Here is a 13,216-nt window from a genome sequence, read left to right as displayed (position 1 = left end):
CGCGCAACCGTGCAGTACCTGACAGCGCGGCGCCCGCCTCGCAAGGGGGGCTCCTGTAGCAGTCGTACGCCCCGGAACAGCAGCGAGCAGCAGCAGCGCCATGGCCGAAGCGAACAAGATCTCCCTGCGCGACATCGACCTCGTCGTGTCGTACCGCGAGGCCAACGAGGAGCGGCGCGAGAACCTCTACACCGTGCTCGCGCACCTGCGGCACACCTACACCGACTACCGGCTGTGGCTGCTCGAGGCCGCGGCCACCCCGAGCTTCGACTGGCGCCGGCTCGGCGATCCGAACATCCGGCATGTCTTCGTTCCGCACGACGGCCCGTTCCCCAAGTCGATGCTCTACAACACCGGCGTGCGGCTCGCGCGCAGTCCGGTGGTCTGCTTCCACGATGCCGACTCGATCGCCCAGCCGCAGTCGCTGCGGGCCTGCGTCGACGCGCTGATGGAAGGGCAGGACAGCGATGCGTTGTGCCCCTACTGGTCGGTGATCAACGTCGCCGGCGCGCTCAAGCAGGACTTCATGGCCGACCCCGACTATGGCCGCCTGGCCGCCATCGATCCGCAGCAGCTGCCCGAGGACGCGATCGTGCTCTACCCCAATGCCAATGGCGGCATCGTGCTGTTCAAGCGCGACGAGTACATCCGCGTCGGCGGCTACAACGCGCGGCTCGAGGGCTGGGGCGGCGAGGACGACGAACTGCTGCGCCGCGCCTCGCGGCTCGGTGTGCGCTGGCACTCGATGAACGTGCCGATGTTCCACCTGCACCACGACTCGGCCTCGCGCGGCGAGCACGTCGAGCGCATCCGCGGCACCGAGAACGCGCGCGCACCGGACGCGATCGCCGACATGTCGCAGCAGGAGGTCGAAGCGCTGGCCGCCGAGCTGTCGGCCTTCTTTCGCTGAGCGAAGGATGCCCGCGGCCGCCGCCGGTCAGGTCGCGGCGGTTTCCCACAGGCGCGCACCGCCCGCGTCGATGTGCGTCAGGTACAGCCGCAGGTCGAACTCCAGCTGGTGGTAGTCCGGCTCCATGTGCGTGCACAGCGCATAGAAGGCCTTGTCGTGGTCGCGCTCCTTCATGTGCGCGAGCTCGTGCACGACGATCATGCGCAGCCAGGGCGCCGGCACGGCCTTGAACAGGTTCGCGACGCGGATCTCCTGCTTGGTCTTGAGCTTGCTGCCCTGCACGCGCGACACGGTGGTGTGGGTGCCCAGCGCATGGCGGATCACGTGCAGCTTGCTGTCGAAGACCACCTTCGACAGCGGCCCGGCCTTGCGCATGAACTCGTTCTTGAGTCCGGTCGTGTAGAGGTAGAGCGCCTGGTCGGTCTGCACGGTGTGCGCGCCCTCGGGGTAGCGCTCGCGCAGCCAACTGCCCAGGCGCTCCTCGTCGAGCAGCTTGCGCACCTGCGCCTGCAGCGTCGTCGGATAGGCCGAGAGGTACTTCATGCGCGATGGCGCGACCGATGACGTGGAGGGCCCGGCGCTCAGCGCGCCGCGAAGGCCAGCCCCGAGGCCACGCCGCCGAACAGGTCGCCCTCGACCAGCGGCACGCCCGCGAAGCTCTTGCGCAGCGCCTGCTGGAAGGGCCGCAGCGCCGAGGAGCCGCCGGTGAGGTAGATCGCGTCGAGCTCGTTGCTGCGCAGGCCGGCGCGCTTGACGCAGGCATGGGCGCAGGCGATCACCGCCTCGAACTGCGCCGCGAGCTGCTGCGCCATGTCGGCGGGCGACAGGCTGGCCGTGAGGCCGGGCTCGGCGCAGTCGAGGTCGATGACGGCGGGTGCGTCGCTGACCGAGGCTTCGATCTTGGCCTGCTCCACCGCGCCGAGCACGCGGTGGCCATGGCGCTCGTCGAGCACCGCCATGAGCCGGTCGTGCAGCCGGGTGTCGGCATAGCTGGTGCGCAGCTCGCGCGCCTGCCGGGTGGCCTTGGCGAGGTACAGCCAGTTGATCAGGTGCCACGACGAGAGGTCGAAGAACACCTTGCTCGGCACCTCGCGGCCCTGCGGTCCGTGGTGGCCGAAGCCCAGCAGCGGCATCACGCGGTCGAGGTTGAGGCGCTGGTCGTAGTCGGTGCCGCCGATGTGCACGCCGGTGGTGGCCAGCACGTCGTCGCCACGCTCCTCGCGCGCGGCGCGCTCGGGGCCCAGGCGCACCACGGTGAAGTCGGAGGTGCCGCCGCCGATGTCGACGATCAGCACCAGCGATTCCTTGCGCACGCGCTGCTCGTAGTCGAAGGCGGCCGCGATCGGCTCGAGCTGGAAGGCGATGTCGCGGAAGCCCGCGGCGCGCGCGGCGGCGCGCAGGCTCTGCTCGGCGCGCTCGTCGCGCTTGCTGTCGTCGTCGACGAAATGCACCGGCCGGCCGATCACCACGCGCTCGGGCAGGCGGCCCATCTCGCGCGCGGCGCGTTCGGCCATCTCGCGCAGGAAGCGCGCGATGATGTCCTCGAAGCTCACGAGGCCGTCGAAGATCGCGGTCTTCTCCTGCATCAGCGGACTGCCCAGCAGGCTCTTGAGCGAGCGCATCAGCCGGCCTTCGACGCCGGCCAGGTAGAGCGCGATCGCGTCGCGGCCGAAGTGCGTGCTGCGGTCCTCGGCGTTGTAGAAGATCGCGGTGGGCAGGGTGGTGGCCGTGCCTTCGATCGGCAGCAGCCGGGTGGCGCCCGCGATGCGGCAGGCGACGGCCGAATTCGAGGTTCCGAAGTCGATGCCGATCGCGGTGGCGTTCGCGGTCGCGGTGCTCAAGATTCCCTGCGCAGCGCGGGGAACAGGATCACGTCGCGGATGCTCGGCGAGTCGGTCAGCAGCATCATCAGCCGGTCGATGCCGATGCCGCAGCCGCCGGTGGGCGGCATGCCGTACTCGAGCGCGCGCACGAAATCGTGGTCGTAGTACATGGCCTCGTCGTCGCCGCCGTCCTTGGCCGCCACCTGCGCGTTGAAGCGCGCGGCCTGGTCCTCGGCGTCGTTGAGCTCGCTGAAGCCGTTGCCGAACTCGCGGCCCGTGATGTAGAGCTCGAAGCGCTCGGTGACCTCGGGGCGCTCGTCGTTGGCGCGCGCCAGCGGCGAGATCTCGGTCGGGTGCTCCATGATGAAGGTCGGCTGCCAGAGCTTCTCTTCGACGGTCTCCTCGAAGTACATCACCTGGAGGCTGGCCAGGCTGCGCTGCGAGAGCTTGTCCTTCTCCTCGCTCAGGCCGAGCTTGCGCAGGGCATTGACGAGCCAGGCGCTGTCGTCGACGCCATCGCCCGCATCGGTGTGCTTGAGGATCGCCTCGCGGATCGTCAGGCGCTCGAAGGGCTGCGTCAGGTCGACGGGCTTGCCCTGGTAGGTGAGCTGCTGCGTGCCCACGGCCTTGTCGGCGATGGTGCGGATCAGCGTCTCGGTGAAGTCCATCAGGTCGCGGTAGTTCCAGTAGGCCGCGTAGAACTCCATCATCGTGAACTCGGGGTTGTGCCGCACCGAGATGCCCTCGTTGCGGTAGCTCCGGTTGATCTCGAACACGCGCTCGAAGCCGCCGACGATCAGGCGCTTGAGGTAGAGCTCGGGCGCGATGCGCAGGAACATCTCCTGGTCGAGCGCGTTGTGGTGCGTCTTGAAGGGCTTGGCGTTGGCGCCGCCCGGAATGGGGTGCAGCATCGGCGTCTCGACCTCGAGGAACTCGTTGGCCACCATGAATTCGCGCAAGGCGCTCACGGCCTTGCTGCGCGCGGTGAAGCGCACGCGCGCCGACTCGTCGGTGATCAGGTCGACGTAGCGCTGGCGGTACTTCTGTTCCTGGTCGGCCATGCCGTGGAACTTGTCGGGCAGCGGGCGCAGGCTCTTGGTGAGCAGGCGCAGCGCGGTGACCTTGATCGACAGCTCGCCGGTCTTGGTCTTCATCAGCGTGCCTTCGGCACCGAGGATGTCGCCGAGGTCCCAGCGCTTGAACTCGGCATAGACCTCTTCGCCGACCGCGTCGCGCGTGACGTAGAGCTGGATGCGGCCGGTGGCGTCCTGCAGGGTCGCGAAGCTGGCCTTGCCCATCACGCGCTTGAGCATCATGCGGCCGCCCACGCTCACGGCGACGTTCTGCGCCTCGAGCGCTTCGGCTTCGACGGCGCCATGCGCCTCGACGAGCGCGGCGGCGCGGTGGCCCGGCTTGAAGTCGTTGGGGAACGCGACGCCCTTGCCTTCGGTCTGCGCGGTGCGCAGCAGCTTGAGCTTCTCGCGGCGTTCGGCGATGAGCTGGTTGTCGTCGACGGCGGGCGTGGTCGCGGCCGGAGCAGGGGTGGGCGGCTGTTGTTCGGACATGGGGAGGCGGTGGGGGAGGCGCGCGCAGGGAAATTCGGCGCGAAAGGCGGGATTTTAGCCCAGGCGATGGCGCGCGAATTCCGGCGAACCCGTCGCCGGCCCTGCGCCATCAGCTATCAAATTCGAAGCGCGAAACGAAGCGGGGCGGGCGCTGTGGCCCTGTGCCCGCCGTTCAAGCGATGCCCGTGCGCGCCAGCAGATCGCCGACCAGCTCGAGCCGCATCAGCGGGCTCTCGAGCTCCATCAGCCGCTGCCGCAGCTCGAGCTGCATCGGCACCAGCTCGCACCAGCGGTTGGCGACCCAGCCGCAGTCGTCGTAGCGGTAGGGCGCGCCGATCGGCAGGCGCACCGGCGGCGAGCCGGTGGCGTCCTGCGCGCGCTTGCGTTCTTCGAGCGTGTCGACCAGGCGCCGCAGCGCGGTGGCGGTGTGCCGCAGGTCCTCGGGGATCTCGAGCGCGACATCGTCGGCGAGGATCGCGACGTCGGCGATCCACAGGCCGTGCTTCTGCAGTTCGCTGTGGCGCACGCGAAAGCGCTGCGTGCCCACGCACTCGATCTGCAGCAGGCCGCTTTGCGGCGATTCGAATTCGCGGATCACGGCCAGCGTGCCGACCTCGGCGAAGCGCTCGGCCTGCGCGCCGGCCTTGCGCACCTCGGTGCCGCTCGTGAGGTTCACCACGCCGAAGGGCACGCCGCCCTTGCGGCACTTGCCGATCATGTCGAGGTAGCGCACCTCGAAGATGCGCAGCGGCAGCAGGCCGCCGGGGAAGAGGACCGTGCCGAGCGGGAACAAAGGCAGGGAGTTCAGAAGGGGTTGTGTCGTCATCGAAGAGCCTTGCGTGGCTATCATCGCACTCCGCTCCACCTCGCGCGCCATGCTCTATCAGATCCCATCGTTCCTCCTCGACGTGATCGTCGGCCTGCTCGGCGGCGCCTGCCTGCTGCGGCTCTACATGCAGTACCACCGCGTGCCCTTCGGCAATCCGCTGGGTCGCTTCATCTTCGCCATCACCGACTGGATCGTGCTGCCGCTGCGGCGCCTGCTGCCGGCCGTCAAGAAGTGGGACCTCGCGAGCGCCGTAGCCGCCTGGCTGCTGGTGATCGCCAAGTTCCTCGTGCTGTGGCTCTTGATCGGCAACCTCGGGCGCATCGGCGCGCTGCCGCTGGTGTCGTTCATCGGCCTGCTGCAGCTCGCGGTGTCGGGCCTGACCGCGCTGCTGGTGGTGTACGCGGTGCTCTCGTGGGTGCCGGGCGCCTCGCCGATGCTGCTCGACCTGATCTCGCGCCTGGCCGAGCCGCTGGTGCGGCCGTTCCGCCGCGTCATTCCGCTGCTCGGCGGTGTCGACCTGTCGCCGCTGGCCGCGATCGTCGTGCTGCAGGTGATCGCGATCGTGCTGAACAACCTGCTGGTGCTGGCCTACCGGCTCTGACCGTTTGCGGGCCCCATGAAAAAAGCGCCTGGAACCGCGAGGTTCCGGGCGCTTCGTCTTTCGGGAAGCCGGGACTTCAGCTCACCGCATCCGCCGGTTGGCGCAGCAGCATCGCGAGCGTGCTGGCGATGGTCTTGCGCAGTTCGCGGCGGTCGCTGATGAAGTCGATCGCGCCCTTGGTCTGCAGGAACTCGGCGCGCTGGAAGCCTTCGGGCAGGGTCACGCGCACGGTCGATTCGATCACGCGCGGGCCGGCGAAGCCGATCAGCGCCTTGGGCTCGGCGATCACCACGTCGCCCATGAAGGCGAAGCCAGCCGACACGCCACCCATGGTCGGGTCGGTCAGCACGCTGATGTAGGGCAGGCCCTTCTTCGCGAGGCGCGTGAGCGCGGCATTGGTCTTGGCCATCTGCATCAGCGACAGCAGGCCTTCCTGCATGCGCGCGCCGCCGGTGGCGGTGAAGCAGATGAACGGCACCTTCTGCTCGATCGCGGTCTCGACGCCGCGCACGAAGCGCTCGCCGACCACGCTGCCCATGCTGCCGCCCATGAATTCGAACTCGAAGCAGGCGACCACCACGCTGATGCTGTGGACCGAGCCGCCCATGACGACCAGCGCGTCGGTCTCGCCGGTGTTCTCCAGCGCTTCCTTGAGGCGCTCGGGGTACTTGCGGCTGTCCTTGAACTTGAGCGCGTCGACCGGCAGCACTTCCTGGCCGATCTCGTAGCGGCCCTCGGCATCGAGAAACGCGTCGAGGCGCGGACGCGCGCCGATGCGGTGGTGGTGGCTGCAGCTCGGGCAGACGTTCTGGTTGTGCTCGAGGTCGGTCTTGTAGAGCACCGTCTCGCAGGCCGGGCACTTGATCCACAGGCCCTCGGGCACCTGGCGGCGCTCGGCGGGGTCGGTCTGGGCGATCTTGGCGGGTAGCAGTTTTTCAAGCCAGCTCATGGGCATTCCTAGGTTCGCGCGAAGGCGGGAGAGCCTTCGGGGCCGTCAGTGCCCCTTTCGTGCTTTTCGCATGACGAAAGGGGCCTGACGAGGGCAGCGGCGATTATCGGCCAGCCGCATTCTTCGCGGTAGCCGCCGGCAAGGCATCGAGCGCCTCGCGGATGCCGGCGAGGAATTCATGCACCGCGGGCACCACCTTCTCGCGCGGCTGGCCGTCGATCAACTGGATGATCTTGGTGCCGATCACGACCGCGTCGGCCGCCGAGCCGACCGCCTGCGCGGTGCTCGCGTCGCGGATGCCGAAGCCCACGCCGACCGGGATGCCCACGTGCTGGCGGATGCGCGGGAGCATGCGGCCGACCGCCTCGGTGTCGAGGTGGCCGGCGCCGGTCACGCCCTTGAGCGACACGTAGTACACGTAGCCGCTCGCGATGCGCGCGACCTGCGCCATGCGCTCGTCCGTGCTGGTCGGCGCCAGCAGGAAGATCAGGTCGATGCCCGCTTCGCGCAGATCGGCGGCGAACTGCTCGCACTCCTCGGGCGGATAGTCGACCACCAGCAGGCCGTCGACGCCGGCCGCGGCCGCATCGCGGATGAAGGCGTGCTTGCCGTGCACGAGGTCGTAGCGCTCGACCGGGTTGGCATAGCCCATCAGCACCACCGGCGTGCTCGTGTCCTTCGCGCGGAAGGCCGCGACCATCGCCAGCACCTGCTTCATGCCGATGCCCAGCGCGAGCGCGGCTTCGCCGGCCTGCTGGATCACCGGGCCGTCGGCCATCGGGTCGGAGAAGGGCACGCCGAGCTCGATCACGTCGGCACCGGCCGCGACCATGCCGTGCATGAGCTCGGGCGTGATGTCGGCATAGGGGAAGCCGGCGGTGACGTAGGGGATGAGCGCGCGGCGCCCGTCCTTCTTCAGCGCTTCGAAGGTGGCTGCGATGCGGCTGATCACTTGCCTCCCTTCACGCTCAGGCCGCGCATCGACGGCCGGTCGTAGAAGTCGACACCCGCGAGGTCGGCGACGGTGCCGATGTCCTTGTCGCCGCGGCCCGAGAGGTTGACCAGGATCGACTGGTCGGGGCGCATGGTCTTCGCGAGCTTCAGTGCATGGGCCACGGCGTGGCTGGATTCGAGCGCGGGAATGATGCCCTCCGTGCGGCACAGGTAGTGGAAGGCCTCGAGGGCTTCGGTGTCGGTGACGCCCACGTACTCGGCGCGGCCGATGTCGGCCAGGTGCGCATGCTCGGGGCCCACGCCGGGGTAGTCGAGGCCGGCGCTGACGCTGTGCGTCTCGGTGATCTGGCCGTCCTCGTTCTGCAGCAGGTAGGTGCGGTTGCCGTGCAGCACGCCCGGGCTGCCGCGCAGGATCGAGGCGGCGTGCTTGCCGCTGTCCAGGCCTTCGCCCGCGGCCTCGACGCCGATCAGCCGCGTGCCCGCGAACGGGATGTAGGGATGGAAGATGCCGATCGCATTGCTGCCGCCGCCCACGCAGGCGACCACCGCATCGGGCTGCCTGCCCTCGGCCTCGCCCGTGATGCCGTCGGCCGCCAGCATCGCGGGCATCTGCTCGATGCACTCGGTGCCGATCACGCTCTGGAAGTCGCGCACCATCATCGGGTAGGGGTGCGGGCCGGCCACGGTGCCGATGATGTAGAAGGTGTTCTCCACGTTCGTGACCCAGTCGCGCATCGCCTCGTTGAGCGCGTCCTTCAGCGTCTTGCTGCCCGATTCCACCGGCACCACCGTGGCGCCCAGCAGGTTCATGCGGTAGACGTTGGGGCTCTGGCGCTTCACGTCCTGGCTGCCCATGTAGACCACGCATTCGAGGCCGTAGCGCGCGCAGATGGTGGCCGTGGCCACGCCGTGCTGGCCGGCGCCGGTCTCGGCGATCACGCGCGGCTTGCCCATGCGGCGCGCGAGCATCGCCTGGCCGATCACGTTGTTGATCTTGTGGGCGCCGGTGTGGTTGAGGTCCTCGCGCTTGAGGTAGATCTGCGCGCCGCCCCATCTCGCGGCTGGTGCGCGCGGCGTGGTAGATCGGCGAGGGCCGGCCGACGAAGTGCTTGAGCTCGTAGTGGAATTCGGCCAGGAAGGCCGGGTCTTCCTTGTACTTCGCGTACGCGTCGCGCAGCTCGTTGATCGCGTGGGTGAGCGTCTCGCTCGCGAAAGGTGCCGCCGTAGTTGCCGAAATGGCCGGTGGCGTCGGGTTGCTGGTAGGTGCTTTGCATGGTTCTCGATCGTTGGGCCGCGGCCCGGTCGACAACCGGGTGCGGCGGCTAACTGGAGAAGGACGAGGCGTCGGCCGCTCTCACGGCGGCGACGAATTGCCGGATCTTGCCGGCGTCCTTCAGGCCCTTGTTCCCGGGACCGTCGATCTCGACGCCCGAGCTCACATCAACGGACAGCGTCTTGCAGCGTGTCCGCAGCGTGCGAATGCCATCGCCCACGTTTGCAGGTGTGAGTCCACCACTCAAGACGAGGTGAGCGTCGACGGCGGGTGGAAGAAGTGACCAATCGAATGCCTTGCCGCCACCGCCATAACCGTCGACATGGGCGTCGAGCAGGATGGCCTGGGCGTTTGAGAAATCGGATGCGTATTTTACGAGGTCGAAGCGGGCGCCGGCCTCGCCGAGGGGAATGCGGGCCGCGCGCATGAAGCGGAAGCGGCCGTTTCCGCTCGCCGCGAGGCAGTCGGCGGGCGTTTCATCGCCATGGAACTGGGCGATGGCGCCCGGCACCCGGGCCAGCGCGGCGATGGCCTCGGCGGGTTGCGCATCGACGAACAGCAGCACCGGCGTGACGAAGGGCGGCAGGCGCGCGGCCAGCACGGCCGCGCGTTCGGGCGCGATGGCGCGCGGGCTCTTCGGGTAGAGCACGAAGCCGACGGCATCGGCACCGGCTTCCACGGCGGCATCGAGGTCGGCTTCGCGCGTGAGGCCGCAGATCTTGATGCGGGTGCGCGGCGGGAGAGGGCTCATGGCGGGCCATCATAGGCCGCGCGGTCGGCCTGGAAGGTGGCCTCGGCCGGCAGACCCCACTTGGCGTCGTACAACGGGCCGAGGAAGTACAGCCCGTCGGGCGAGAAGGTCGGTGCCGCCGCGTCGCGGCTGCGTGCCGCGAGCACCTCGCTGATCCACGCGGGCGACTCGGCGCCCCGGCCCACGCGCACCAGGCAGCCCATGAGGTTGCGGATCATGTGGTGCAGGAAGGCATCGGCCTCGAACTCGAAGTGCCAGCGGCAGCGCTCGCCCTCGCCGTGGCGCGTGATCTCGATGCGCCGCAGGTTCTTGACCGGCGAGCGCGCCTGGCAGGCCGAGGCGCGGAACGAGCTGAAATCGTGTTCGCCGATCAGCAGCGCGGCCGCGGCGCGCATCGCGTCGCCATCGAGCAGGTTCATCGACCAGCCGACCCGGCCCGCATCGAGGCTGGGACGCACCGGCGATTGCGAGAGCACGTAGACGTAGCGCCGCGCGAGGGCGCTGGCGCGGCAGTGGAATTCGGCCGGCACCGGGTGCGCCCACTGCACCGCGATGTCGTCGGGCAGGTAGCGGTTGGTGCCGCGCATCCAGGAGAAGGGTTCGCGCTGCACCTCGGTGTCGAAGTGGATCACCTGCATCAGCGCATGCACGCCGGTGTCGGTGCGGCCGGCGCAGAGCGTGGAGATGCGCTGCGCGGCGAACTGGGACAGGGCCTTCTCGAGCTTGTCCTGCACCGTGCGGCCCGAGGACTGGCTCTGCCAGCCCTCGTAGGCCTGGCCGTTGTAGCGGATGCCGAGCGCCAGCCTCACGAAACCAGATGCAGGAGGCCGGCGCCGCGCGCTCAGCGCAGCTCGGCGAGCAGTTGCCGCGCCTGCGACTTGAGTTCGCCGGCGCTTTCGGCTTCGACTTCCTCGACCAGCGAGCGCGCGCCTTCGACGTCGCCGATGGCCTGCAGCTCGCGCGCCAGCGACAGCTTGACGGCATGCGGGCTCTCGTCGTCTTCATCGGCCGAGGCCGACGGCGCGGCATGGTCGGCGCCGTTGCCCGCGCGGGCCGGCAGGCCGGCCAGGGCGCTCATGTCGAACTCGATGAAGCCCGAGTCGGCGGGCAGGCCGGCACCGCCGCGCAGCACGGCCGGGCGGGCGTTGTCGGCGTCGTTGAGCGAGCCGGGCAGGGTGTCGAGCTGCAGCGCGCCGGGGGCGGTGTCGAAATCGTTCTCGAGATCGACCGTCGGTTGCGCGCCGAGGCTGGCCGACGGCGGTGTCGTCGGTTGCGCGGCCGGGGCGGGCGCGTAGGCCGACTTCGGCAGGCTGGCGCCGACCGGTGCGAGCGGCGGCGGCGCGGGCGGCTGGCTCAGGTCCAGGTCGAAATCCAGCGGTGCCACCGAGGGCACGAAAGCCGGAGCGGCCGACACCGGGGCCGGGGCGGGCGCGGGCTTGGCGGCGGCCGGCGGGCGTGCCGATGCGGCCGCCAGCGCGGTGGCCAGGGCGGCGCTCTCGGCGGGCGTGGCGCTGCGCGGCGTGCCGGATTCGTACAGCGGGTTGCCCGGATCGAGTTCCTTGCCCATGTCGACCACGCGGGTCCAGTCGGCGCCGTTGCCACCGGTCAGCTTGTGCACCTCGGTGGCCAGGCCCTCGTAGGCGCGCAGGTCGCGGCGCTTGGCGTGGATCTCGAGCAGCTTCAGGTGGATCGCGGTGCGGTCGGGGGTTCACGCGCAGCGCTTCGCGCAGGATTTCCTCGGCCTGCAGGTCGCGGCCATAGGCCAGGTAGACGTCGGCCTCGGCCACCGGGTCGACGTCGCCGGCGTCGAGCTGACTCGGCGAGTACGACAGCGACGAGACGGTGGAGTCGCCGCGGTTCTTGGTGTCGACCGATTCGCCACCGCTGGCGCCGAAGAAGGAGTCCTTGGGAATGCGGCTCTCGAGGAACACGCTCTCGCTCATTTCCTCGCGCCGGCGGCCCAGCACGCGGTAGAGCAGGAAGCCGATCAGCAGCGCGATCAGCGCGATGCCGCCCAGCATCAGCGGGTTGTCGAGCAGTTCGTCGAGGAAGCTGCGCTCGGGCGGCGGAGGTGGCGGTGCCACGACCTTCCTGGGGGCGGGCTTGGGCGCGGTCGCCGCGGCGCTGGCGGCGGGGCTCGGGGTGGGAGCACCGGTGGCTGCAGCGCCTTCGGCGGGGGTGGCGGCCGCGGCGGCTGGGGCTGGCGCAGTGGCTGGCGCGGCTTCGGCGGCGGGCGCCGTTGCGGCCGGTGCCGGCGTGACCGGCGGCGTGGCTGCCGCGGCGGGTGCCGGCGCGGGTGCTGCGGCGGGTGCGGGGCTCGGAGCCGCGGGCGCCACGGTGGCGGCCGGGCCGGCGACCGGCACCGGAATGCCAGGCGTCGCGGCGGGGGCAGCGGGAGTGGCAGCCGGTGCGGCCGTGGGCGCTGCCGACGGCGCCGCGGCGGTCGCGCCGCCTGCGGCCTTGAGCTTGTTGAGCTCCTCGATGTTCTTCGACAGTTCGGCGACGCGGTTGCTGCGATCCTGCGCCTGGCGGGTCTGCGCGACCTTTTCCTCGGCGGCGCGCGCGGAGGCGCCGCCTTGCGAGATGGTGAGCTTGTCGGGCGCGGTGGCCGTGGCGTTGCGGTCCTCGACATTGGCCTGTACCCGGCCGCCGGCGCGGCGGCTGGCGGCGGCCACGTTCGAGGTCGGGGCGTTCTCGGCCAGCCGCTGGCGGTAGGCGCCGAAGTCGCGGCTCTGGGCCGTGACCGTGCGGCGGGCTTCCGCGGCCGGCACGGCGCCGGCTTCGGCGGCGCTCGGCAGGTCGAGCACGGCGCCGGCCCGGATGCGGTTGACGTTGCCGCCGATGAAGGCATCGGGGTTGGCCATCAGCAGCGCGACCAGCATCTGGTCGAGCGAGATGTCGGCCGGCTTGTTGGCCGCCGCGATCTTGCCGGCGGTGTCGCCGCGCTGCACCGTGATCTGTTCGCCGCTGCCCGCGGGGCGGGGCGAGGACGCGGCGGGGGCGGTGGGCGACGCAGGTGCCGCGGAGGTGGCCGCGGACGGCGCCGGAGCAGCGGTGACGGGGGCAGGCGCGGTGGCCGGTGCGCGGCGCGTGCGCGCGACGACCGGGGCGGAGCGTTCGACGGGCGCCGCGACGCGCGGCGACACGGGGGCGATCGGCGTGCCGGCATCGGCCGCGGGACGCGCGGCCGGCGGATCGAGCAGCACGGTGTAGTCGCGCACGATGCGGCCGGTGCTGCCGTTGGCCTCGAGCAGCAGGTCGATGAAGGGATCGTTGAGCGGACGATTGCCGTTGAGGCGCACCACGTACTGGCCGCCGGCGCGGCGCTGCAGCGTGGCACGCACGTCGCTCAGTGCCGGGTTGTAGGGCACGCCGGCCGTCTTGAAGGCTTCGGCGGTCGCCACGTTGATCTTGAGGCTTTCGGCCTCGGCCGCCGTGATCTCGGTGACGTCGATCTCTGCCCGCAGTGGCTCGCCCAGCGCCGACTGCACCTTGAGCGGACCCAGCGCCAGCGCGCTGGCATCGGTGCTGGCCAGACCCATCGCCACGGCCACCGCCGCA

The 13,216-nt window shown here is 70.3% G+C and carries 12 protein-coding genes and 1 pseudogene; 2 read left to right on the top strand and 11 right to left on the bottom strand.

Annotated elements, in window-relative coordinates:
- Nucleotides 1–100: 100 nt before the first annotated feature.
- Nucleotides 101–910: a galactosyltransferase-related protein gene (locus ACHMXE_RS34635; protein WP_395348473.1), complete on the top strand. Its 810-nt coding sequence runs from the start codon at nt 101–103 to the stop codon at nt 908–910.
- A 27-nt stretch (nt 911–937) separates the two neighbouring features.
- On the opposite strand, the gene ACHMXE_RS34630 is transcribed toward ACHMXE_RS34635, so the two are convergent.
- From ACHMXE_RS34630 to ACHMXE_RS34615, 4 genes are all read right to left on the bottom strand, one after another.
- Nucleotides 938–1,453, bottom strand: coding sequence for a M48 family metallopeptidase (locus tag ACHMXE_RS34630; protein WP_395348472.1), 516 nt, complete (start codon nt 1,451–1,453; stop codon nt 938–940).
- A 38-nt stretch (nt 1,454–1,491) separates the two neighbouring features.
- The gene (locus tag ACHMXE_RS34625) at nt 1,492–2,751 is read right to left on the bottom strand and encodes an Hsp70 family protein (RefSeq protein WP_395348471.1); all 1,260 of its coding nucleotides are present in this window, start codon (nt 2,749–2,751) and stop codon (nt 1,492–1,494) included.
- Complete coding sequence (gene lysS, locus ACHMXE_RS34620; protein ID WP_395348470.1) at nt 2,748–4,298, bottom strand: lysine--tRNA ligase; 1,551 nt, start codon at nt 4,296–4,298, stop codon at nt 2,748–2,750. The genes ACHMXE_RS34625 and lysS overlap by 4 nt, the downstream gene beginning before the upstream one ends.
- Nucleotides 4,299–4,470: 172 nt before the next feature.
- A complete protein-coding gene (locus tag ACHMXE_RS34615) occupies nt 4,471–5,124 on the bottom strand; it encodes an LON peptidase substrate-binding domain-containing protein (protein WP_281081179.1) in 654 nt (217 codons plus the stop codon).
- A 49-nt stretch (nt 5,125–5,173) separates the two neighbouring features.
- Here ACHMXE_RS34615 and ACHMXE_RS34610 point away from each other — a divergent pair, with 49 nt between their 5' ends.
- The gene (locus tag ACHMXE_RS34610) at nt 5,174–5,728 is read left to right on the top strand and encodes a YggT family protein (protein ID WP_057592332.1); all 555 of its coding nucleotides are present in this window, start codon (nt 5,174–5,176) and stop codon (nt 5,726–5,728) included.
- A gap of 76 nt (nt 5,729–5,804) precedes the next feature.
- On the opposite strand, the gene accD is transcribed toward ACHMXE_RS34610, so the two are convergent.
- The 7 genes and pseudogenes from accD to ACHMXE_RS34575 form a co-directional block, all read right to left on the bottom strand.
- Nucleotides 5,805–6,677 carry an acetyl-CoA carboxylase, carboxyltransferase subunit beta gene (accD, locus tag ACHMXE_RS34605; protein ID WP_057592272.1) on the bottom strand — a complete coding sequence of 291 codons (873 nt, stop codon included), beginning with the start codon at nt 6,675–6,677 and terminating at the stop codon, nt 5,805–5,807.
- Nucleotides 6,678–6,780: 103 nt separating this feature from the next.
- Entirely contained in the window at nt 6,781–7,626 is an 846-nt protein-coding gene (gene trpA / locus ACHMXE_RS34600) for a tryptophan synthase subunit alpha (RefSeq protein WP_057592271.1), read from the bottom strand.
- A pseudogene (gene trpB / locus ACHMXE_RS34595) lies at nt 7,626–8,905 on the bottom strand (tryptophan synthase subunit beta). The gene trpA and the pseudogene trpB overlap by 1 nt, the downstream one beginning before the upstream one ends.
- A gap of 48 nt (nt 8,906–8,953) precedes the next feature.
- A complete protein-coding gene (locus tag ACHMXE_RS34590; RefSeq protein ID WP_057592269.1) occupies nt 8,954–9,655 on the bottom strand; it encodes a phosphoribosylanthranilate isomerase in 702 nt (233 codons plus the stop codon).
- A complete protein-coding gene (gene truA / locus ACHMXE_RS34585; RefSeq protein WP_209541289.1) occupies nt 9,652–10,464 on the bottom strand; it encodes a tRNA pseudouridine(38-40) synthase TruA in 813 nt (270 codons plus the stop codon). The genes ACHMXE_RS34590 and truA overlap by 4 nt, the downstream gene beginning before the upstream one ends.
- Nucleotides 10,465–10,496: 32 nt before the next feature.
- Nucleotides 10,497–10,733 (bottom strand): FimV/HubP family polar landmark protein, encoded by a 237-nt coding sequence (locus ACHMXE_RS34580; RefSeq protein ID WP_395348468.1) that lies wholly within the window; start codon nt 10,731–10,733, stop codon nt 10,497–10,499.
- Nucleotides 10,657–13,209 (bottom strand): FimV family protein, encoded by a 2,553-nt coding sequence (locus tag ACHMXE_RS34575; protein ID WP_395348467.1) that lies wholly within the window; start codon nt 13,207–13,209, stop codon nt 10,657–10,659. Before ACHMXE_RS34575 ends, ACHMXE_RS34580 begins: the two co-directional genes overlap by 77 nt.
- Between the last annotated feature and the right edge of the window lie 7 nt (nt 13,210–13,216).

The sequence above is a fragment of the Variovorax sp. UC122_21 genome, assembly GCF_044056785.1.
Lineage (GTDB): Bacteria > Pseudomonadota > Gammaproteobacteria > Burkholderiales > Burkholderiaceae_C > Variovorax.
Note: the sequence above shows the minus strand (reverse complement) of the source record. Positions and strands in the feature narration are given on the sequence as shown.